The sequence below is a fragment of the Clostridioides sp. ES-S-0001-03 genome, assembly GCF_020676075.1.
GTDB lineage: Bacteria > Bacillota > Clostridia > Peptostreptococcales > Peptostreptococcaceae > Clostridioides.
Map to the genome: position 1 here is coordinate 478,768 of NZ_JACVWJ010000001.1, position 22,187 is coordinate 500,954.

At 29.3% G+C, this 22,187-nt stretch carries 19 protein-coding genes and 1 pseudogene; 16 read left to right on the forward strand and 4 right to left on the reverse strand.

Annotation, left to right across the window (positions count from 1 at the left end; translation table 11 throughout):
* Positions 1–3: 3 nt before the first annotated feature.
* The 4 genes from IC174_RS02085 to IC174_RS02100 all read left to right on the forward strand — a co-directional run bounded on the left by IC174_RS02085 (position 4) and on the right by IC174_RS02100 (position 4,959).
* Positions 4–672 carry a V-type ATP synthase subunit D gene (locus tag IC174_RS02085; RefSeq protein WP_227482033.1) on the forward strand — a complete coding sequence of 223 codons (669 nt, stop codon included), beginning with the start codon at positions 4–6 and terminating at the stop codon, positions 670–672.
* Positions 673–1,092: 420 nt separating this feature from the next.
* Positions 1,093–2,142, forward strand: coding sequence for a putative 2-aminoethylphosphonate ABC transporter substrate-binding protein (locus IC174_RS02090; protein ID WP_227433970.1), 1,050 nt, complete (start codon positions 1,093–1,095; stop codon positions 2,140–2,142).
* Between the two features lie 104 nt (positions 2,143–2,246).
* Positions 2,247–3,236 carry an ABC transporter ATP-binding protein gene (locus IC174_RS02095; protein ID WP_227433971.1) on the forward strand — a complete coding sequence of 330 codons (990 nt, stop codon included), beginning with the start codon at positions 2,247–2,249 and terminating at the stop codon, positions 3,234–3,236.
* A gap of 4 nt (positions 3,237–3,240) precedes the next feature.
* Positions 3,241–4,959 (forward strand): putative 2-aminoethylphosphonate ABC transporter permease subunit, encoded by a 1,719-nt coding sequence (locus IC174_RS02100; protein ID WP_227482034.1) that lies wholly within the window; start codon positions 3,241–3,243, stop codon positions 4,957–4,959.
* Between the two features lie 96 nt (positions 4,960–5,055).
* Here the strand turns inward: IC174_RS02100 and IC174_RS02105 are convergent, their stop codons facing one another.
* Both IC174_RS02105 and IC174_RS02110 read right to left on the reverse strand, forming a co-directional pair.
* A complete protein-coding gene (locus IC174_RS02105; protein WP_227482035.1) occupies positions 5,056–6,207 on the reverse strand; it encodes a GGDEF domain-containing protein in 1,152 nt (383 codons plus the stop codon).
* 218 nt (positions 6,208–6,425) lie between these two features.
* Positions 6,426–8,189, reverse strand: coding sequence for a bifunctional homocysteine S-methyltransferase/methylenetetrahydrofolate reductase (locus IC174_RS02110; RefSeq protein WP_227482036.1), 1,764 nt, complete (start codon positions 8,187–8,189; stop codon positions 6,426–6,428).
* Between the two features lie 596 nt (positions 8,190–8,785).
* On the opposite strand from IC174_RS02110, the gene IC174_RS02115 reads away from it, so the two are divergent.
* The 7 genes from IC174_RS02115 to IC174_RS02145 all read left to right on the forward strand — a co-directional run bounded on the left by IC174_RS02115 (position 8,786) and on the right by IC174_RS02145 (position 15,267).
* The gene (locus IC174_RS02115) at positions 8,786–10,147 is read left to right on the forward strand and encodes an MATE family efflux transporter (RefSeq protein WP_227482037.1); all 1,362 of its coding nucleotides are present in this window, start codon (positions 8,786–8,788) and stop codon (positions 10,145–10,147) included.
* Between the two features lie 94 nt (positions 10,148–10,241).
* Positions 10,242–10,946, forward strand: coding sequence for a GntR family transcriptional regulator (locus IC174_RS02120; RefSeq protein ID WP_227433976.1), 705 nt, complete (start codon positions 10,242–10,244; stop codon positions 10,944–10,946).
* A 203-nt stretch (positions 10,947–11,149) separates the two neighbouring features.
* A complete protein-coding gene (locus IC174_RS02125; protein WP_227433977.1) occupies positions 11,150–11,461 on the forward strand; it encodes a PTS sugar transporter subunit IIB in 312 nt (103 codons plus the stop codon).
* A gap of 21 nt (positions 11,462–11,482) precedes the next feature.
* The gene (locus tag IC174_RS02130; protein ID WP_227482038.1) at positions 11,483–12,799 is read left to right on the forward strand and encodes a PTS sugar transporter subunit IIC; all 1,317 of its coding nucleotides are present in this window, start codon (positions 11,483–11,485) and stop codon (positions 12,797–12,799) included.
* Positions 12,800–12,873: 74 nt separating this feature from the next.
* Complete coding sequence (locus IC174_RS02135) at positions 12,874–14,184, forward strand: 6-phospho-beta-glucosidase (RefSeq protein WP_227433979.1); 1,311 nt, start codon at positions 12,874–12,876, stop codon at positions 14,182–14,184.
* A 22-nt stretch (positions 14,185–14,206) separates the two neighbouring features.
* The gene (gene chbG, locus IC174_RS02140; RefSeq protein WP_227482039.1) at positions 14,207–14,938 is read left to right on the forward strand and encodes a chitin disaccharide deacetylase; all 732 of its coding nucleotides are present in this window, start codon (positions 14,207–14,209) and stop codon (positions 14,936–14,938) included.
* An 11-nt stretch (positions 14,939–14,949) separates the two neighbouring features.
* Entirely contained in the window at positions 14,950–15,267 is a 318-nt protein-coding gene (locus IC174_RS02145) for a PTS lactose/cellobiose transporter subunit IIA (RefSeq protein ID WP_227433981.1), read from the forward strand.
* Positions 15,268–15,389: 122 nt separating this feature from the next.
* On the opposite strand, the gene IC174_RS02150 is transcribed toward IC174_RS02145, so the two are convergent.
* Entirely contained in the window at positions 15,390–15,854 is a 465-nt protein-coding gene (locus IC174_RS02150) for a hypothetical protein (protein ID WP_227482040.1), read from the reverse strand.
* Positions 15,855–16,134: 280 nt separating this feature from the next.
* On the opposite strand from IC174_RS02150, the gene IC174_RS02155 reads away from it, so the two are divergent.
* The 5 genes from IC174_RS02155 (at position 16,135) to IC174_RS02175 (ending at position 21,393) form a co-directional block, all read left to right on the forward strand.
* Entirely contained in the window at positions 16,135–17,073 is a 939-nt protein-coding gene (locus IC174_RS02155; RefSeq protein WP_227482041.1) for an ABC transporter substrate-binding protein, read from the forward strand.
* A 129-nt stretch (positions 17,074–17,202) separates the two neighbouring features.
* Positions 17,203–18,216: a FecCD family ABC transporter permease gene (locus IC174_RS02160; protein ID WP_227433984.1), complete on the forward strand. Its 1,014-nt coding sequence runs from the start codon at positions 17,203–17,205 to the stop codon at positions 18,214–18,216.
* 5 nt (positions 18,217–18,221) lie between these two features.
* On the forward strand, positions 18,222–19,244 hold the full coding sequence (locus IC174_RS02165; protein WP_227482042.1) for an iron ABC transporter permease: 1,023 nt from the start codon (positions 18,222–18,224) through the stop codon (positions 19,242–19,244).
* 14 nt (positions 19,245–19,258) lie between these two features.
* Complete coding sequence (locus IC174_RS02170; RefSeq protein ID WP_227433986.1) at positions 19,259–20,041, forward strand: ABC transporter ATP-binding protein; 783 nt, start codon at positions 19,259–19,261, stop codon at positions 20,039–20,041.
* A gap of 11 nt (positions 20,042–20,052) precedes the next feature.
* Entirely contained in the window at positions 20,053–21,393 is a 1,341-nt protein-coding gene (locus tag IC174_RS02175; RefSeq protein ID WP_227482043.1) for an MATE family efflux transporter, read from the forward strand.
* 62 nt (positions 21,394–21,455) lie between these two features.
* On the opposite strand, the pseudogene IC174_RS02180 reads toward IC174_RS02175, so the two are convergent.
* Positions 21,456–22,181, reverse strand: a pseudogene (locus IC174_RS02180) (EAL domain-containing protein); the annotation flags it as partial.
* Positions 22,182–22,187: the final 6 nt, after the last annotated feature.

Here is a 22,187-nt window from a genome sequence, read left to right on the forward strand (position 1 = left end):
TCTGTGGCTAGATTAAATATAAATCCAACACGTATGGAAATGACTAGACTTAAGAAACTCCTTAAAACTGCGACAAGAGGTCATAAGCTTCTTAAAGATAAGCTTGATGAACTTATGAAACAATTTCTTGAAATTGTAAGAGAAAATAAGCGATTACGTGAAGAAGCAGAAAATGCTCTCGATGCTGCTTATAAAAATTTTATAATTGCAAGGGCAGTTATGAGTCAGGAGTATCTAGGTTCAGCACTTATGATGCCAAAACAATCTGTTTCTGTAGGTGTTTCTACAAGAAACATAATGAGTGTTGATGTTCCTGTGTTTGACTTTAAAACTGAAAACAATCAAAGTGATATTTATCCTTATGGTCTTGCTTTTACATCAGGTGAATTAGATTCTGCTATGGAAGCATTTTCAGATGCAATGGAACCACTTTTAAGACTTGCAGAAAGTGAAAAAAGTGCACAGCTTCTTGCACAAGAGATAGAAAAGACACGTAGACGTGTTAATGCTCTTGAAAATGTAATGATACCAAATTACATTGAAACTATTAAGTATATTGCTATGAAGCTTGAAGAAAATGAGAGAGCAAGTACTACTAGACTTATGAAGGTTAAGGATATGGTGCTTAAAAAAGCACTTGAAGAAAAAAAGAAAAATGATTTGGTTGGATAATTAAATACTTATAAAAATAAGCCTAACATCCTAGTTTATAGGAGTTAGGCTTTTTAGTGCAAGTAAGCACATATTCGGAATTGGCGGTATCAATTAATTACCTATTAATCTCTCAATATTCATTTCAATACTCCAGATGTAAAAGTTATGTATATTCTACCTTGTATATAAAAAAGCTCAAATAAAATCATACTCATATGGGTAAAAGGGTGTTTTTTATAAGAATTTTTATGAAGATATAATGGTCTATATGCCTAGAACTTTGTAAAAAAATAATAAATTTAACAAAAATTTCTAAAAATTAACGAACTGTTAATTTACACTTAACTTCGTATTAACAAATTAGGTGTATTATATAAACATAAGCAAAAACAATAAAAAACAATTAAAAAAAGACAAAAACACAAAAAGGGGGAAGATATGAAAGAATTTATATTTACTTGTCTGTGTATTGTAGTAATTGCATTTATGACAAGTTGCATATCAACAACACCACAAACTACTCAAGGAAAAGGAAATAATAAACTTACAATATATGCAGCATTAGAAGAAGAGCAAATAGCTTACTATATGGAAGGATTTAGAGAAGAGTATCCTAATATTGATGTAGAAATAGTTATGGATTCTCATGGTGTAATAGCTTCAAAATTATTAGCAGAAAAGGATAATCCACAAGCAGATGTTATATGGGGATTATCAGCAATGAATATGATAGAACTAAAAGAAGATGGGGCACTTGAAGCATATAAGCCTAAAAATTATGACAAGGTAGATAAGAGATTTAAGGATACTGGAAAAGATGTATCATGGGTAGGTATGAGTGTACCAGAGACAGCAATAGTAGTTAATTACAAAGAACTTGAAAAATTAGGCCTAGATGTTCCAAAAGGATATAATGATTTAATAAAACCAGAGTACAAAGGTCTTATAACAATGCCAAATCCAGCATCATCTGGTACAGGTTATCTTACAGTATCAGGACTTATTCAAATGATGGGTGAAAAAGAAGCTTATAATTACATGGATAAACTACATAAGAATATAGCTACATATACACATTCAGGTTCGAAACCTGCAAAACTAGCTGGTTCAGGAGAATACCCAATAGGCATTACACTTGGATATAGAGCTACACAGCAATTGTCTAGTGGAGAACCTATAGAAGTAGTATTTCCAAAAGAAGGTTCAGGTTGGGATTTAGAAGCAAATGCTTTGGTTAAGAAAGATAATATAAAAAAAGAAGCAAAATTGTTTTTAGATTGGGCAATAAGTGATTCAGCTATGGACAGATATGCACATGAAGTAGCAGTGACTTCTATAAAGACAGATAATCCTGTACCAAAAGGTTACTCTAAACGTCCATTAGAACAGCTGATTAAAGAAGTTGATTTAAACTCTGCATCAAAAAATAGAAGTGCAGTGTTAAAAACTTGGGAATCAAAGTATGGTTCAAAATCTGAAAGTAAGTAAAAGTTAAATGGATTTTTTAATAGAAATAGAGAAAAGAAATTTATAAGAAAAATTAAAATATAAAATTAAAAAAACAAATATAATTGTATAAGGGGAGATTAGATATGAGTTACTTAAAAATAAATAATGTGTTCAAGAGTTATGACCAAAAAAGAGTGTTAAACAATATTAGTTTAGATATTGAAGAAGGTGAGTTTCTATGTTTACTTGGACCTAGTGGATGTGGAAAAACTACATTACTTAGAATAATAGCAGGGCTTGAAGATGTAAATAGTGGAGCTATAATTCTTCAAGATAAAGATATAACAGAGTTAGAGCCATCAAAGAGAGGTTTTGGGATAGTATTTCAATCATATGCATTATTTCCAAATATGACAGCATATAATAATATAGCTTTTCCGCTTAAAGAAAGAAAGGTACCAAAAGAAAAGATAGATAAGAAGGTTAGAGAAGTGCTTGAAACAGTTGGATTGAGTAATGAAGCTCATAAGTATCCTAAAGCATTGTCAGGAGGTCAACAACAGAGAATTGCAATAGCAAGAGCATTAGCACTTGAGCCAAAGTTTTTACTTTTAGATGAGCCAATGTCTGCACTTGATGCAAAAGTTAGACACAAACTTAGAATGGATATTAAAAAACTACAGAAAGAATTAAATATAACAACAATAATGGTAACACATGACCAGGAAGAAGCTATAACTATGGCAGACAAAATTGCAATCTTAAATGGCGGTGACATAATGCAAATAGGGACTCCAGAAGAAATATATCAAAATCCTCAAAACCTATTTACAGCTCAATTTATAGGAGATACAAACTGTTTTGATAGAGGAGATTCTATATTAACTGTAAGACCAGAATATGTTCAAATAGAAAAGTCAACAAAAGAAAATTGTCATGGAACAATATCTAATATAGAATTTAGAGGGAATCTATTGAGAGTGGAAATAAAAGATAAATTAAATGAAAATTTTATAATAAGTGATGTTTCTATAAAAGAATGGGTTAATTTAAATTTAGTAGAGGGTGACTTTGTAAGTGTAAGTATAGATGAAAAATACTATTTAAAGTATCCAAAAGTTAAAGGAGCATAAATATATGAATAATAATGCTATAAGTTCTAAAAGTTTAAATATTAAATCTAAAATGAATTTAGATATAAAAAAATGTATGCTTACAGTATTAGTTATGTCTTTGGTAATATTTTTATTGGCGCCCATAATCTATCTGTTTGTACAAGCATTTTTAGATAAAGATGGAGTTTTTGTTGGATTACAAAATTTTAAAGAGTATTTAGCTTCTGAAGCACTGTTAAATTCTCTGAAAAATACAATATTTGTATCTGTTATATCAACTGTAATATCTTTAACTCTCGCACTAGTGTATGCATATGCACTAACAAGAACAAAGATTAAGTTTAAAGGACTTCTTAAATCTATAGCGATGTTTCCTATGTTTGCCCCTACAATGATGCATGCTATAGGTTTGGTATATTTATTTGGAAATCAAGGGGTAGTGACTAATTTACTTGGAATAAATATTCCGATATATGGTTCAATTGGAATAGTATTAGCACAAATTATATATGTATTTCCTCAATCATTTCAGATACTTTATATATCACTAAATTCAACTGATTATAGATTATATGAAGCTAGCAATGCTATGGGAATAAGCAAGATAAGAGAGTTTTTAAGTATAACGATACCTAGCATTAAGTACTCTTTAATAAGTTCAGCATTTGTATCATTCACATTGTGCTTTACAGACTTTGGAGCTCCAAAAGTTATTGGAGGAGATTTCAATGTATTATCAATAGATGTATACAAGCAAATTATAGGGCAGCAAAATATGCCTATGGGAGCAACTGTATCAATATTACTTTTGATACCTGCAATAATATCTTTTATAGTAACTAAAAAAATCGAAAAAAATCAAAATTCATATATAAATTCAAAATCAATCCCATATAAGGTTAAATTTAATAAGTTAAGAGACAGTATATTTGGAGTCATTGTAGGAATTATTGCATTTGGAATAATAGCTGTAATGTTGACTGTAATCTTATCTTCACTAATATCTGTTTGGCCATATGATTTAAGACTTACACTTGAACACTTTTCTATGAAAAGTAGTATTGATGGAATTAAGCCATTTATAAATTCAATAGAAATGTCATTACTGACAGCTATTCTTGGGACAAGTTTTGTTTTCTTATTTGCATATCTAAACGAAAAAACAGAAAAAGCTCCATATTTAAAATCATTTGGGTATTTTTTAAGTACATTGCCTATGGCATTACCAGGGTTAGTGTTAGGTATAGCTTATGTACTATTCTTTAATAAATTAGAGTTTAATCTAATGGATACAATATACATTAAGAACTTGTTTAATGGATTGTATGGAACATTATTTATTATGGTTATATGCAATGTGGTACATTTTTTCTCAGTAGCTTTTATAACTGCAACTACAGCTATTAAGAAAGTGGACAAAGAATTAGACATGGTGGCAAAATCAATGGGAATAAATAGTGCATCAATTCTTAAGAATGTAACAATACCACTTTGTTTACCAGCAGTTTTAGAAAACTTTATGTATTTTTTCTTAAATTCTATGGTAACAATATCAGCACTAGTATTTATATATACAGCAAGTTCAAAGGTAGCAGCTATATCAATTGTACAGTTAGATGATAAGGGAAGTACAGCACAAGCAGCAGCACTAGCTGTATTGATATTAATTACAAATGTACTAGTTAAGGTAATACATGAATTTATAAAAAATCGTTTGGAAAAAAGAGCAAATTTTAACTAAAGAAGTTATTGTATAAAAATACACATATTAAAGAAGTCTATTCTTATAATTTATTGTTTATAGAATAGACTTTTTTATATAAATTTAAAATAAATATTAATCGTTTTTATTAATTTTTCTTTTGTTACAATACATTTCAGAATCTGCACGATGGTATGTATCAAATAAAGAGTTGTCTAAGTTTTCATCGAAAACTGCATATCCAATAGACATGGATAAATTTAATTCATTAGTAGCGTTTTCTTCAATTATTTTTAAATTAATCTTATTGACAATACTATCTATTTCTTCATGATAGGAATCTTTTAAAATAATTATATACTCATCTCCACCAACGCGATAAACTATATGTTTTTTATTTATTACATCTTGTATAATTTTACTTGCATTTTTAATGTATAAATCTCCTGTTTGATGGCCAAATTTATCATTGATTTTTTTAAGGCCATCTAAATCTATTGACATTATAGAAATTGGTTGTTTAAGATTTGAATTGTTTAAGTTATTCATATCTATTTCAAAAGCGTTTCTATTTTTTAATCCTGTTAGATAATCAGTATTGGCAAAATCAGTATATGTAGGATTAGATATACGTTTAAACAGGATTACTGCTACTAATGCTGATATTAAACAGGTTAATAAAGCTATAAAAGGAGTAACTATACTTATAAATCTAAAGGTATTGTATTGATGTTTTGCTTCAAATTCAATTCCCATTACTCCAACGACTTTACCAACATCATTATGGATGGGAAAGTACGATATAAATATATGTCCCCAAGATGTTTTTTTTATTTTTTTAGGTAGCAATATATTATTATCTAGTGCTTTGTTAAGGTCACCCCAAATCTCTTTTTCTATCAAATCACCAGCATTTCTAAAATCGCTTCTAGATGAATCTAAACCATCAACAACATATACTAATGAGCCATCTTTTGTTTTTTTTGCAGTGTATAAGTACATAACTCCAGTAGTATTTTTTACAGATTCCAATAGCACTTTAGCACTTTTATAAGACTCTTTTGAGTGGTCTTTTTCAGAATTAATTTCAATAAAGGTATCTTTATCAAGATTTTTTTCTACATACTTATATATATGTCTTGACCTCTCACTTAAAGTATAAATCATATCATTATAAGTGAGTGCATAATTAAAAAAATAAACACATGAAGAAGAAATTATTACAATAATTGCAGTAAGTATTGAAACTTGCATATCAACTCTATTGAATTTTTTATTTATTTCCATATCCCAAATTTTTTGTAAAAAAATATTTCACAAAATCTCCCATAATTAATGTATATCTATAAATATTACCATAATATACATCTATATTATCAAAATCATCTAAAAATTACAATCTATAATTTAGCTTAAAAGATTCAAATACAAGGCTTTTTAAAATTACACTATACTTTAATAAATAAACATTATAATATCTTAATAGTATTTATATTATAATTATTTTATTTATTAATACCTGCTAATATATCACATACTATGTCAATTCTTTTAAATGGTGTAATAATATAATAACCATCTACATAAGGTTCAATTTCTTTTGCTATTTGAGTTGATATATTGATAGCAAGTTTAGTAGATTGTTCTTTTGAAGCATCTTTGTACATGTCTATAATGTCTTGTGAAACAGTAATTCCTGAAATTTCATTATTCATAAAACAAGCATTTTTGTAACTTACTACAGGTATAATTCCACCTAGTATCTTTGCAGGAAGTATTTCCTTAGCTTTTTTTAAGTTTAATAAAGCTTGCTCTGTTAAAACTGGTTGAGTTAAAAACATAGTAACCCCATTTTCTATTTTAATCTTAGCGTGCTTAAGTTGAGAATCAAAGTTTGTTGCATTTATATTTAAAGCTCCAAATATATTAAATGGAGTATTAAAGGTATCTTTATTTAAAGTTTTTATGTAATTTGCTAGTATAGAAGAGTTAAAACTGAACATGGCCTTTATTTCATCTCTTTCAGCAGAAGGTATAGGGTCTCCAGTTACTACTAACACGTTGTTTATGTTTTCAATATTTAATCCTAAAAGAAGAGCTTTTGTAGCATTAATATTTCTATCTCTACATGTCATATGTGGAATAGGAGTGATGTCTAACTCTCTCTTTATTTTACAAGCTAATAAACTACTATCAACTCTTGCTCTTGCTATAGGGCAGTCAGCAATTGTTATTGCATCAACTCCGTAGTTTTTTAGTTTTTCAGCACTATTCATAAAAAATTCAATATCTGTATCAATAGGAGGGTCTAATTCAACTGCTATAATTTTTTTACCTCCATCAAGCTTTTCTAAGAGCTCGTTTTTTGCTACAGATTTAATTTTTTCTTTTGGAGAAATATCATTTTTTATGGCAACATTGCCTTTGTATAAAGAATTTATTATTTTAACAGTTTTTTTGATAAATTCAGGTGTTGTACCACAGCATCCACCTAGTATATGAACCCCTTGATTTAATATTTCTAGCATCTGTTCTGAAAAATAGTCTGAGTTATCTTCAAAAAATGTACGATTATTGATAATAGTTGGATAGCCTGCATTAGGCATAATAGAAACTATATTGTCATTAATATCAAGTGTCTTTATAAAATGTAATAAATGGTGTGGGCCAGAGATACAATTAAATCCTAATGCATCAATATTTTTGTCCTTGGAAATAGATTTAAAGATGTTAGTTCCACTTTTTCCAAGTCTAGTAAAGCCCTCTGGATTAACTGCAAATTCTGTTAAGATAAATGCATTTGGTTGTTTTTCTTTTATATAACTTGAGATTTCTGGTAAATATTCATCACTACTAAATGTTTCAAATAGAAAGTTAGTTGCTCCAATTTCTAAAAATACATCTACTATTTTCTTATAGTCAGGTAACAAATTTCTATCATTTAGAGCAGGTATTGGACCAATATCAGCAAATATAAATACATCTGTATTTCTTGTTGCCTCTAATGCAATTTCATACCCACTTTTTATAATATCTTTGACAGTTTTAAAATCACACTCTAGAAGTGTTTCATTTGCTGCAAAAGTATTTGTCTTAATAGCCATACATCCAGCTTTTATATATTCCTCGTGGATAGACAATATTGTAGATGCATCATTTATATTGGCTATTTCACAATTGAAAGGACTATTTTTTAGTTTGGAATAGTATGTACCCATTGCACCATCAAAAACTAAAACAGAGTCTTTGATATATTCATTTATGTTCATTGCTTCACCTCATACGAATTTAAAATATTTTAAGTATTAGTATATCAACCCCAAAAAAACTTGTCAATCTTTGGAAAATATAGTGGAATATATTGGCCTATATAACAAGTTTGTTGGTGATTTTGATATATTTACTTAATGGTATTAAAATAAGAACCATAGTGGTGAGATAGTGATATAATTATATCTATTGCTGAAAATCAATGATAAACATTACCATATTTTATTATAGTTAACACAATTTGAAACTACATAGACAGGTAATATATATTAAATAATCTAAAAATGCTATATTATAAGTAAATTCTTGTAAATGGGGTATATTGTACAGAGTAGAATTTGTATTAATGACTGGGAAGAATAATATAGATATTCAAGGTGTTAAATGTACTGTTATAGAGAAATAATATATGGTAGATTAGAAAAGTAGAAGCTAAAAATCATTTTAAATTAGTAACTTTATTTCAACTTATTGAGTTTAAATATAATAAATTTATTTATGATGGTAAATTTACTTAAATAAACATAGTAGTTGATTTAAGTGTACAATTAAAGGGCTTTTTAATTTTATAATTATAATATAAAAGAGGTGGAAAGTGAAAAATAGACTTGATTTAACAGAAGGAAGTATTACTGAAAAGTTACTTAAACTATCACTCCCAATAATGGGGACTTCATTTATACAAATGGGATATAACATGATAGACATGATATGGGTTGGTAAAGCTGGAAGTAAAGCAGTAGCTGCAGTTGGGACAGCGGGATTTTTTCCATGGCTTGCAATGGCATTTATTATGATTTCAAAAGTAGGTGGTGAAGTAAAGGTAGCACAAAGTATAGGAGAAAATAATATAAGCACTACTAAATCATATATAAAATCAGCAGTAGAAATAAACCTTATGTTGGCAATAATATATACTATGGTTTTGATAGTACTCAATAAACAACTAATAGGTTTTTTCAGATTGGGAGATTTAGAAGTTATATCTATGTCCAGACAATATTTAATAATAGTAGCTTTAGGTATGGTATTTTATTTTATCAATCCAGTATTTACTGCAATTTTCAATGGACTTGGGAATAGTAGAACACCTTTTTGCATCAATACAATAGGGCTAATAACTAATATTATACTTGACCCTGTGCTAATTTTTGGATGGGGACCTGCTCCAAAACTTGGAGTTGCAGGGGCTGCTATTGCTACTGTATTTGCACAAATAGTAGTTACTACATGTTTTCTATATATAATACTTAAGAGTAAAGAGGAGTATTTTAAGATAAAAATCTTCAGAAAAATAGAACTTAAATACTATAAAGTGTTATATAAGTTAGGTTTTCCTGTAGCTATACAAAGTGGAATGTTTACAATATTTTCAATGTTGCTTGGTGTAATAGTGGCTTCATGGGGGCCTGTTGCAGTTGCAGTGCAAAAAGTAGGGTCACAAATAGAAGCAATATCATGGATGACTGCTGAAGGATTAGCTGTTGCATTAGGAAGCTTTGTTGGACAAAATTATGGAGCCAAAAAGTATTCTAGAATAAATAAAGGATGTAAAATAGCTATAATTGTATCTTCTATACTTGGAATAATGACAACCTTAGTATTGATATTTGCAGGTGGAAGTATTTTTTCTGTTTTTATAGATGAAAGTGAAGCAATAGAAAAAGGAGCTATGTATCTTAAAATATTAGGATACTCTCAATTTTTTATGTGTCTAGAAATAATAACAACAGGAGCTTTTAAAGGATTAGGTAGAACCTATATACCTTCTATAATAGTTACTGTATTGACTGGTGCAAGAGTACCACTAGCTTACTTTATATCTAGACCAGAAATATTAGGATTAAATGGTGTTTGGTGGAGTATAACACTATCAAGTATATTAAAGGGAATATTAATGATAAGTTTATTTATATATTTGCTTAAACTTGGGAAATTATATAAGGTATCTAAATAAAATTTAATTTATATTAAATGTATAGACATTTTGTTTATTTGTATATAAAATTAACTTATCATATAAAAGTTCGAATTGATGAGGAGTGAATTAAATGAAAGAACCAATTTATAAAGTTATAGAAAATCATGTAAGAGAACTAATAAATTCAGATAGTTTGAAAGAAGGGGATTTAATCCCATCTGAAAAGCAATTAAGTGAAGAATTTAATGTGACTAGAATGACTGTAAGGTCAGCATTAAATAATCTAGTTAAGGAAGGTTATATAACTAGGCAAAGAGGTGTAGGAAGTATAGTACTCGCAAATAAAATATACGATAATATATCTTCTGTAAGTGGATTTACTAAGGAGATGGAAAGTAAAGGCTATAAAGTATCTAATATATTGGTATCTCTTGAAATAGTTCAAGCAGATGAAGAATTATCAAGTAAATTGAATATTAGCTTAGGAGAAAATGTATGGGAGATAAAAAGAGTAAGATTGGCAGATGAAACGAGGGTTTCATATATGATTACATATATGCCAGTTAAGTTATTTCCAAATTTAAATAAAATTCATTGTGAAAATTCACTTTATAATTTTGTGGAAGAAGTATGTGGATATAAAATAGCTATGTCAGAGAGAGAAGTACAAGCTGTAATATCAAATGAGGAATGTATGACTAATTTAGAAATTGAAGAACCAGAAGCACTTTTATATATAAATCAAGTTTGTAAGTTGCAAAATAGTGAGGTTTTTGAATACTCACACACATATCATCATGGATATACTTTAACTTTAAGTGCTGTTGTCGAATAAAAATTAAGAAAAAATGAAAAAGTTTTCTTGAAATGTATATACATTTGATATATAATAATATCAAGAAATAAATGTATATACATTTAAAAATAAAATATATACATTAAAATAAAAATTAATAAATAAGGACACTTTAAATGTATAGTTTAAAGATATTATGACTTAAAAAGATACTTAATAAATTCTAATTTGGAGGTAAGAAAATGATAAAAATAATGTTAGCTTGTTCAGCAGGGATGTCAACTAGTTTATTGGTTACAAAAATGGAGAATGCCGCGAAGGAAAACGGTATAGAAGCAAAAATATGGGCTATATCAGAAGTGAACTTAAAAAATGAAATAGAAAATTGTGATGTCTTACTTTTAGGACCTCAAGTTAGATATGTATTAGGAAAAGCAACTGAAATGGCAAAACCATATAATATTCCAGTAGAAGTTATAAATATGATGGATTATGGAAGATGTAATGGGAAAGCTGTCTTAGATAGAGCAGTGGAATTAAATAATTCAAAATAAAGTTGTACTGGAGGATGTAAAATGGAAAAATTCATGTCATTTATGGATAAATATATAGTGCCTGTAGCTGCAAAGGTAGGAGCTCAAAGGCACTTAGTAGCAGTAAGGGATGCATTTATAGCAATGATACCTATAACTATGGTAGGTGCATTGGGAACATTGATAAACAACTTGCCATTAGAAGCATATAAAAATCTGATGGCAAGTATATTTGGAGAAAATTGGAATATGTTTGGAGGAGACCTTTGGTGGGGAGCTATAGGTACGATGGCAGTATTTTTAGTAATAGGTGTTGCCTATTTCCTAGCAAAGTCTTATGAAAGTGATGGATTACAAGCTGGTCTTATAGCACTATCTATCTTTTTTATAATGGCTCCACAAATTGGTAAGATAGTTCCAGAAGGTGGTACTAGCGCAGTTGAAGGATGGGGAATGATACAACAGACTTACTTAGGAACAGCAGCACTATTTTCTTCTATATTAATAGGGTTGTTGTCTGCTGAGATATTTGTAAGATTATCTAAAGTAAAGAAATTAACTATAAAAATGCCAGATGGAGTTCCACCAGCAGTTTCAAGATCATTTGCAAAGTTAATACCAGGAATGTTGACTATAATGATATTTACTGTAATAGGAATATTTATAAAAATGCTTTCAGATGGAAATTTCTTAACAGATATTTTGAATACTTACTTAGGAGCACCACTATCAAATGTAGCTGATAGTTTAGGTTCTACAATGCTTATTGCATTTATAATTCATATACTTTGGACTGTTGGTCTTCATGGCGCAAATATAGCACTTCCTTTTACAGAAACAATACTTATGAAATTAGGTGGAGAAAACGCTGCCTTAGCTCAAGCAGGTGCAACTGAAGGCTATCATGTACTTGCAGGTTCATTCTTTGATGCATTTGTGTATTTAGGTGGTTCAGGAATGGTATTAGGATTAATTGTAGCTTTATTAATAGCAGGAAGAAGACGTAAAGAGATGATATTGTTAGGGGGACCTCCAGCAATATTTAACATAGGAGAACCATTAATATTTGGGCTTCCAATAGTTTTAAATCCTATTTTTATGATTCCATTTGTACTTGCACCAGTAGTATGTAGTGCTGTATCATATTTAGCAATAGATTTTGGATTAGTAGCACCAGTAATTTTACCTAAAATACCTTGGGTAACACCTCCTATATTAGGTGGGGCAATGGCTACAGGTGATTGGACTGGAGGAGCTTTAGCACTATTTAATTTAATATTGTCAATATTAATATATATTCCGTTTGTTATAGCATCTGAAAAAATGGAAGCTAAAAAATTAACAAAAATTGACAACTAGGTAATTTTATTCGACAATAAACAGATAAAGTTCTGTAATATATACTAAATTATAAGTAAGGATGGTATAATGAGATGAAAAATGGGCTAAAAATAGTTACAATTGGAGGAGGTTCAAGTTATACTCCTGAACTTGTAGAAGGTTTTATAAATAGATATAAGGAGCTACCTGTAAAGGAGTTATGGCTTGTAGATATAGAAGATGGAAAAGAAAAACTAGAGATAGTAGGAAATCTAGCTAAAAGAATGGTAAAAAAAGCTGGAATAGATATGAAAATAAATCTTACTTTAGATAGAAGAGAAGCTTTAAAAGACGCAGATTTTGTAACAACACAACTCAGAGTAGGTCTTTTAGATGCAAGAATTAAAGATGAAACTATTCCTTTATCTCATGGAGTTATGGGACAGGAAACTAATGGTGCAGGTGGGTTGTTTAAAGCTCTTCGTACAATACCAGTTATATTTGATATAATAAAAGATGTGGAAGAATTATGTCCAAATGCATGGATGGTGAACTTTACAAATCCAACAGGAATAATAACAGAAGCTGTATTCAAATACACTAACTTTAAAAAATATATAGGTCTATGCAATGTACCAATTCATTTAAAAAATGATGTAGCTAAACTATTCAATGTAGAAAGTGATAGAATAAGTATGGATTTTGCAGGTCTTAATCATATGGTTTATGGTCTTAATGTAGCTTTAGACGGAGAAGATGTTACAAAAGAAGCAATAGATAAATTTGTTAAAGCAGATATAAGTATGCAAAATATAAAGGCAATTGATTTTAATGCTGATTTTATAAAATCTCTAGGTGCTATACCTTGCCCATATCATAGATATTATTATAAAACTAAAGAAATGCTTGAAGATGAGTTAATAGAGTTTAAAGAGGGAAAAGCTAGAGGTCAAGTGGTTAAAGAATTAGAAGAACAATTATTTGAACTATATAAAGATGAAAAGCTAGATATAAAACCACCTCAACTTGAAAAAAGAGGAGGAGCTTATTATAGTGATGCTGCTTGTAATCTAATAAGTTCTATCTACAATGATAAAAAAGACATCCAAGTAGTTAATACATTAAATAATGGCGCTATAAGAGACTTTAAAGATGAGCAGGCGGTAGAAGTAAGTAGTGTAATAACAAAAAATGGACCAAGACCATTAAGTATAGGCTATTTACCAGATTCTGTACATGGGTTAGTAAGTCAAATTAAGTCATTTGAAGTTTTAGCAGCCAAAGCAGCTGTATATGGAGATTATGAATCTGCTTTATTGGCACTTTGTATAAATCCATTGATTCCATCGGATGATTTGGCAAAAACTATATTAGATGAAATGTTAGAAGCTCATAAAGATTATCTTCCTAGATTTAATAGATAGTTTATAGAAAGTAGGTTATGGTATGACTAAAATTATAATAAATGCAGATGACTTTGGATATTGCGAAGCTGTGAATTATGGTATAATATCAGCTCATAATAATGGAATAGTTAAGTCCACATCTATGATGGCAAATATGCCTGGTGTAGAACATGGAGTAAAGCTACTTAAAGAAAATAGAGATTTAAATTGTGGAGTTCATATGACTTTAAGTTGTGGTAGACCATTATTGTCTAACTTAAAAACTATTGTTGATAAAGAAGGTTTTTTTATTAGAAGAATTACAGACGAAATTATTAAAAAAATGGATTATGATGAGATTTATGAAGAACTTTGTGCTCAAATAGAGAGAGTAAAAGGACTTGGAATAGACATATCTCATTTAGATAGTCATCATCATATTCATACTTTAGTAAATTTAAAACCAGTAATAGAGAAAATTGTAAATAAGTATAATCTTCCAATAAGAGGAGGTTTTGAATACGATTTAGAGTATTCAAAAATAGTTCCATTAATAGATAGCTTTTATAAAGAAAATGTGAGTGAAGAGTATTTTACAAAAAATATAGAAGAAATAATGAAGTATGATGTAGTGGATATTATGTCTCACCCAGCTTTTTTAGACGATTATATTTTAAATTCTACATCTTATGCAATTGATAGAACAAAAGAGCATAAAATACTTACATCTAAAAAAGTCAAAGAGTTTTTGAGAGAAAATGGATTAGTCATATCAAGCTATAGAGATATTTAGGAGGTATACAGATGGATGAGAAGATGATAGAAATATCTTTTGGAATAATTGGATTTGCAGGCGATGCAAAAGGTCTAGCTTTTGAAGCTATAAAAGAAGCAAAGAACGGAAATATAGATGAAGCTAGAGAGTGTATTGAAAAGTCAAAAGAGTCAATTCATAAAGCACATAAATTCCAAACTGAATTAATACAAAATGAAGCTAGTGGTAATAAAACTGAAATGAGTGTTATATTGGTTCATGCACAAGACCATTTAATGACATCTATGAACTTTCAACAACTAGCAGAAGAATTTGTAGATTTGTATGAAAGATTGGAAAGCAAGTAGTCTAATTTAACTATTATGAAAGAGTGTTTTTAATAATTTCTATAATTATTAAAAACACTCTTTTTTATTAAAATATGTTAAAAAGTTATAACTTAGCAATTTATTATTCTTTTATTAATGTTCTAAAATTTAGATTTCTCGTAATTGTAAGGTATACTAGTACCTACAACTACATCTTCAATTTTTTCAATAATAAGCCAATCATCCATATTTCCTTGATGGTCGAAATCAAGAGGTGTTATTTCTTGAACATTTTCAAATTCAACTAAGCATAAGCATTTTTTATGCCAACGAACTTTTTGCTTATCAGATAAATTTAGTTTTGGTTGATTTTCATCTAGAACTTTACAAATTTCGTCTTCTGTTAATTTAATATAGTTGTCTACTTTTTTAACAGTAGCTTTTGCAGAAATTCTTGAAGTTCCTTTTTCCATAAAATAAAGTAACTCTCCTTGAAATACTCTGCTATGTGGTATTTTTCTACCAGCAGCACCTCTAATTACCATTGTCTTCGTTCCAGCTAAAATTTTATCTAATACCTTTTCTCCTTTTTTACCTGCATTATCACAATATACTAAATGTACCACGCTTTAAATCCTCCTTACTAAATTACTATTCTGTATCTTGCATTTTATCATTGTTTAACTGAAAAGTCATTCTATTTATTATATTTACATAAAGAACAGATATAAAATTTATTGTTCAATGAAAGAAAACCTTATCTATAGTATATTTAATTAAGATTAATTAGGAATTTTTATCCTTTTGCAAAATAATATTGACTAAAACTAGAAAAATGCTATAATAAATATGTGCTTATGATAATCAATATCATGTAAGTATAATAAACAAGTAGGAGAAATAATCATGAAAAAAATAAAATCATTAGCAATATTTATATCTATTATAACTACGTTAGTACTTGTTACGGCATGTTCAGATAGTAACACAGATAATAAAGAAAAATCAGATACAAGAGTTGTACAAGCTGTTAAGGGAGAGGTGAAGATACCATCAAATCCTAAAAAAATAGTTGATATATCAGGAAGTAGTGAGGAATTGTTAATAGCTGGTCATAAACCTATTGCAACGGCAAATGTAGACTCATATGAAACTGATAAATTGCCAAGTTACATAAGAGAAGAACTTAAAGATGTAAAGATAGTAGGTCACTCTATGATGGATACTATGGATATGGAAGCTATATTAGAAGCAAATCCAGATTTAATAATAATGAGTCAAAGACAAGAAAAAATCTATGACCAATTAAAAGAAATAGCTCCTGTAGTCATGATGAAAGATTATGCAAATGACTGGAGAAGTAAGTTAACTGATGTTTCAAAAATATTTGATAAAGAAGACGAAGCTAAGGATTGGTTACAAAAGTATGATGAAAAAGCTACAAAACTAGGTAAAGAAGTTGTAGAAAAAAATGGAGAAAAAACTTATTTACCAGTATTAGCAAGTTCGGGACAATTTATGGTGTTTAGTGATGGAGGAATTGGAACTCTAATTAATGATGATATGAAATTAGCTAGACCTAAAAATATGCCAAAGCAAGATGGAATAACATTGCCAATGGTAAGTATGGAGGGTCTTACAGATATAGATGCAGACCATATAATTGTGATAGCTACAGAATCAGATAAAAAAGATTTAGAAAATAGTGCTATATGGGCTCAAATGAGAGCAGTAAAAGATGGAAACGTAACAATACTTGATGCAGCTCCATTTTTCAGCCAATCATATAATCCAATTGGAAAAGAGTTGTTATTAGAATCAGTTAAAAATGAATTAACAAAGTAATTCTTAACTTATTAGGTGTGAGATAATGATGTTCATTTTTCACACCTATTTTTAATAAGTTTAAAATCATAAAATACTTAATAAATATATTACTGCACTAGAATTAAAAGGGAAAAGGAGGTAGGATAATTGACTACACTTAGTAAAAAAAATCTGACTTATTCGTTGATATTAATAAGTATAGTTGCACTTGTATTTGGAATTGTATTATCCATAACTATTGGGGCTAAAGATATGAATCTATCGACTGTTATAAGTAGTTTAATAAATATGGAAGATGGAATAAATATGAGAATAGTGAAGGATGTTAGACTTCCAAGGGCAATAGCAGCAGCACTTGTTGGAGGATTTTTAGCAGTTTCAGGTGCTATAATGCAAGGAATAACAAGAAATCCTATAGCTGAACCTTCTGTTATAGGAATTACACAGGGAGCTACATTTGCTATTGCAATATCATTAGTACTTCAACAAAAATTTCCTAAACTTATACATGGGAACTTTAGTGTAATGATATTTGCATTTATTGGAGCAAGTATAAGTGGTTTATTTATATATTTTGTAAGTTCAAAATCAAGGGGAAGAGTTAATAATGTAAAATTAGCTCTTGCAGGGGTAGCTCTTGGGACATTGTTAATTTCTTTGGCCTCTGCAATATCTATGTACTTTAATCTATCTCAGCAATTAAGTTTTTGGATATCAGGAGGACTTGTAGGCGTAACATGGGAAGGGATAAAACTATTATTTATAGTTGGAGGTATTGGATTTATCCTATCTATGATTATGGCCCCAAGAATAACTATCCTAAGTCTTGGAGAAGAAGTGGCAATAGGGTTAGGGCAAAAAACTGACATTGTTAGATTTATATGTATAGTATTAGTAATATTAATGACTGGAGCATCTGTTTCAGTATCAGGTAATATTATTTTTATAGGTCTTATAGTTCCTCAGATAGCTAAAGGAATAGTAGGCTCAGATTATAAGTATATAATACCAAGTTCTTTGGTTCTAGGAGCTGTGCTACTTGTATATACGGATATATTAAGTAGAATGATAAATCCTCCATATGAGACTCCAGTGGGCTCTATAACAGCTCTTATAGGAGTTCCAATATTTATATATCTTGTTAGAAAGGGGAATAAATAGGTGCTATGAAAAATATTATAAAAACAAATTCTAAAACTTTACTTGTTATTTCAATTTTAATGGTACTTATTTTTATTGCTTTTCTAGTTAGTTTAAATTTAGGTTCATTTTCTATAGAACCAATGGATGTCATAAAGACTTTTATAGGACAAGGTCAACGTAATCATGAAATTGCAATATTTAAACTGAGATTGCCAAGGATAATAATAGCTTTATTGGTTGGTTCAGCATTATCAACAGCAGGTGTAATACTTCAAGGAGTTACAAAGAATGATTTGGCTGACTCTGGAATTTTTGGTATAAATTCAGGAGCAGCATTATTTGTAGTAGTTTATATATATCTTATGAATGGTAATGTTTATGAAGGTATGAGTAATCTCACTGTATTTACAATGCCAGTTGTTGCACTTGTAGGAGCTTTGTTTGGAGCATTTTTGATATATTCTCTTGCATGGAAAGGTGGAATAAATTCATCAAGGTTACTACTGATTGGTATAGGTGTAAATATAGCTTTTACTTCAATTTTGACGATATTTCAATTGAAATTTACAACACAAGAATTTAATAGAGTTATGGTATGGACATCAGGTAGCATTTGGGGAACTAGTTGGAAATATGTAATAGCTGTACTTCCATTTATAGTGATTTTTATGGGAATAACTATGTATAAGGCTAAGTATATTGATGTTTTGAACTTAGGTGATGAAGTGTCTACAAGTCTTGGTGTAGATGTGGAGAAGCAAAGAAGAAGACTCATAATATATGCAGTAATTTTATCTGGTGTATCAACATCAGTAGCAGGTAGTATTTCGTTTTTAGGTTTAATAGCACCACACATAGGAAGAAAGATAATAGGTCCAAGACATAAAAGACTAATACCAGTATCAGCGCTGATAGGTACATTATTACTTTTGGTGGCAGACACTATATCTAGAAATCTTCTTGCTCCTATAGAAATACCAGTAGGTATAGTTGTATCCATAATAGGAGTACCATACTTTATTTATTTAATGTTGTCAAATGATTAGGAAAGGGTGTTATTATGAATTGTATAAATACTAAAAATCTAAATGTATCATATGGAAATACCGATATTATAAAAGATTTAAATTTAAATATACCAAAAGGAAAAATAACTACTATAATAGGGGCTAATGGTTGTGGAAAGTCTACAATACTTAAAACAATAGGGAGAATTATTAGCCCTAAAAATGGAAGTATATATATAAATGGAGAAGATATATATAAGAAAAAATCTAAGGAGATAGCGAAAAGTATGGCTGTACTTCCACAAAGCCCTCAAGCTCCTAGCGGGCTTACTGTTTCAGAGCTAATTTCATATGGAAGATTCCCTCATAAAAGTGGATTTGGAAATTCTAGTAGAGAAGACAGAGATATTGTAAATTGGAGCTTAGAAGTTACTGGAATTTCAGAATTTAAGGATAGAAATATGGAAGATTTGTCAGGCGGACAAAGACAAAGAGCATGGATAGCTATGGCTTTGGCACAAGAGACTGATATACTTTTGTTAGATGAGCCTACAACATATTTAGATTTAGCTCATCAATTAGAAATACTAAAATTATTAGAGGAATTAAACAAAAAACAAGGAAGAACTATTGTCATGGTAATACATGAACTTAATAACGCAGCACGATTTGCTGACCACATGATAGGTATTAAGAAAGGTAAGATAGTTTGTCAAGGTAATGCATACGATGTTATGACAAAAGACAATCTGAAGGAGTTGTTTAATATCGATGCAGAGATAGCTACAGACCCAAGGACAAATAAACCAATTTGTATAACTTATGACATGGTATAAATGGTGACAACATGGAAAATCAAGAAGCATTAAGACATGAAAAAATATGGATTTTATTATTTAGATACTCAATACCTGCAATAATAGCTATGATGGTAACATCGCTTTACAATGTAGTAGATAGAGCCTTTATTGGTTCTATGGAAGGAGTTGGGTCTATAGCTATTGCAGGACTTGGTGTAACTATGCCAGTGTTTACACTGATAATAGCTTTTGGAATGTTAGTATCAGTAGGTGCTAGTACAAGCTTGTCTATAAAGCTAGGAGAAAGAAATAAAAAAGAAGCGGAAAAAATATTGGGTAATGCCCTTACACTATCTATAATTATTTCTATAATTATAACTGTATTAGGATTAGTTTTTTTAGAAGACATACTTTTTCTTTTGGGAGCAAGCAAAGATTCAATATCTTATGCAAAAGACTATATGAGTGTTATATTGGTTGGAACTCCATTTAATCTAATTGCATTTTCTTTAAATAATGCAATTAGAGCAGAGGGAAATCCTAAGTTAGCAGCTAGAACAATGATAGTAGGTTGTATACTAAATTTGATATTAGACCCAATATTCATATTTGTGTTTAACTTAGGTATAAAAGGAGCAGCTATAGCAACTGTACTCTGTCAAGTAGTGGTGTTTACTTGGGTAGCCCATTATTTTATAAGAGGAAAATCTAATTTAAAATTAAAAAAATACAATTTAAAATTAGATACAAATATAATAAAAAAAATATTTGCAATAGGTATGACACCATTTGCAATGGAAGTAGCTATAAGTATAACTCATGTATTTACTAATAACTCTCTAAAGGCTTATGGTGGAGATTTAGCTATTGGAGCTATGACAGCTCTTACATCTATTTTATTGATGTTTATGATGCCAGTATTTGGTCTAAATCAAGGTATGCAAACTATAATATCATATAATTATGGAGCAAAGCAATTTGAACGTGCAAAGAAAACCTTAATATTGTCTATCATAGTATCTATAGTTATATTATCTTTTGGATTTTTAGTAGTGCAGGTATACCCTGAAGTATTTGTTGGCATATTCAATAAAGATTCAAATCTAATGGAAATAGCTGTAAGAGGTATAAATATAAATTTAATCACCTTACCTATAATGGGGATTTCTATTGTTGGGCCTGTGTATTTTCAATGTGTGAGTAAAGTTAAACATTCTATGTTTTTGACTCTTTTGAGACAGTTTATCTTATTTATACCATTAATTATTGTACTTCCAATTCGATTTAATTTAGATGGAGTTTGGTTAGCACAGCCAATTGCAGATTTTATTGCTATGATAATTGTATTATTGTTCTTAAGACGAGAATTTAAGATGAATCAAGCATAAAATGTTGAAAAATAAAAAGTCCTGTCTCAAAATGATTAAAATCATTTTATAGAGACAGGATATTATTTTACAGCATCGTTTGTATTGACTTCATCTAGTGTTTTTCCAAAAGTCATTTTTTCAAATATTTCTTGAGGTATAGGTTTAGAAAAAACATATCCTTGTATCATATCACAATTAATTTTCTTTAGATATTCCATCTGTAAGATTGTTTCAACACCCTCTGATACACTATTCATATTTAATTTTTTTGCTAGCTCAACTACAGATTCTATTACATAATTTTCAGATACATTATCTGCGTTGGGAGAACTAAAAAATGCTCGGTCAAGTTTTAGAGTATCAACTTTTATTTCTTTTAGCATGTTAAGTGAAGAATATCCACTTCCAAAATCATCTAGTGAACATTGAAAACCTTCCTCATGGATTTGGTCTATTACATTGAGTAACATTTGTAAGTTATCAAAGATGAGTGTCTCAGTTAATTCGATTTCCAAAAGTTTAGCAGGGACATCGTATTTATCACGAATTGTTTTGTATTTTTCTAAAAAATCTTTATTATTTAAATGAGCACGTGAAAAATTAACTGAAATAGGTATTGGAGTTTCCCCATTATCTATCCATTTTCGTATCATGGCACACGATTTTTCAAACACATAATGGTCAAGTTTGATGATGAAGCCATTTTTTTCAAAAAAAGGAATAAAATCATTTGGTGGAATAAGACCTCTATCTGGGTCTTGCCATCGCACTAATGCTTCTGCACCTACAATATTATTGTTTTTAAGGTTTAC

Bases quoted from the DNA above. Each gene is read 5' to 3' on its own strand.
- IC174_RS02110 (WP_227482036.1), bottom strand. From the start codon at position 8,189: ATGAACATAAATGAATATATCAAAGACTCTGTTTTAGTTTTTGATGGT.
- IC174_RS02170 (WP_227433986.1), top strand. From the start codon at position 19,259: ATGAATTGTATAAATACTAAAAATCTAAATGTATCATATGGAAATACC.
- IC174_RS02130 (WP_227482038.1), top strand. From the start codon at position 11,483: ATGGAAAAATTCATGTCATTTATGGATAAATATATAGTGCCTGTAGCT.
- IC174_RS02165 (WP_227482042.1), top strand. From the start codon at position 18,222: ATGAAAAATATTATAAAAACAAATTCTAAAACTTTACTTGTTATTTCA.
- IC174_RS02095 (WP_227433971.1), top strand. From the start codon at position 2,247: ATGAGTTACTTAAAAATAAATAATGTGTTCAAGAGTTATGACCAAAAA.
- IC174_RS02135 (WP_227433979.1), top strand. From the start codon at position 12,874: ATGAAAAATGGGCTAAAAATAGTTACAATTGGAGGAGGTTCAAGTTAT.
- chbG (WP_227482039.1), top strand. From the start codon at position 14,207: ATGACTAAAATTATAATAAATGCAGATGACTTTGGATATTGCGAAGCT.
- IC174_RS02105 (WP_227482035.1), bottom strand. From the start codon at position 6,207: ATGGAAATAAATAAAAAATTCAATAGAGTTGATATGCAAGTTTCAATA.
- IC174_RS02090 (WP_227433970.1), top strand. From the start codon at position 1,093: ATGAAAGAATTTATATTTACTTGTCTGTGTATTGTAGTAATTGCATTT.
- IC174_RS02125 (WP_227433977.1), top strand. From the start codon at position 11,150: ATGATAAAAATAATGTTAGCTTGTTCAGCAGGGATGTCAACTAGTTTA.
- IC174_RS02145 (WP_227433981.1), top strand. From the start codon at position 14,950: ATGGATGAGAAGATGATAGAAATATCTTTTGGAATAATTGGATTTGCA.
- IC174_RS02155 (WP_227482041.1), top strand. From the start codon at position 16,135: ATGAAAAAAATAAAATCATTAGCAATATTTATATCTATTATAACTACG.
- IC174_RS02120 (WP_227433976.1), top strand. From the start codon at position 10,242: ATGAAAGAACCAATTTATAAAGTTATAGAAAATCATGTAAGAGAACTA.
- IC174_RS02175 (WP_227482043.1), top strand. From the start codon at position 20,053: ATGGAAAATCAAGAAGCATTAAGACATGAAAAAATATGGATTTTATTA.
- IC174_RS02100 (WP_227482034.1), top strand. From the start codon at position 3,241: ATGAATAATAATGCTATAAGTTCTAAAAGTTTAAATATTAAATCTAAA.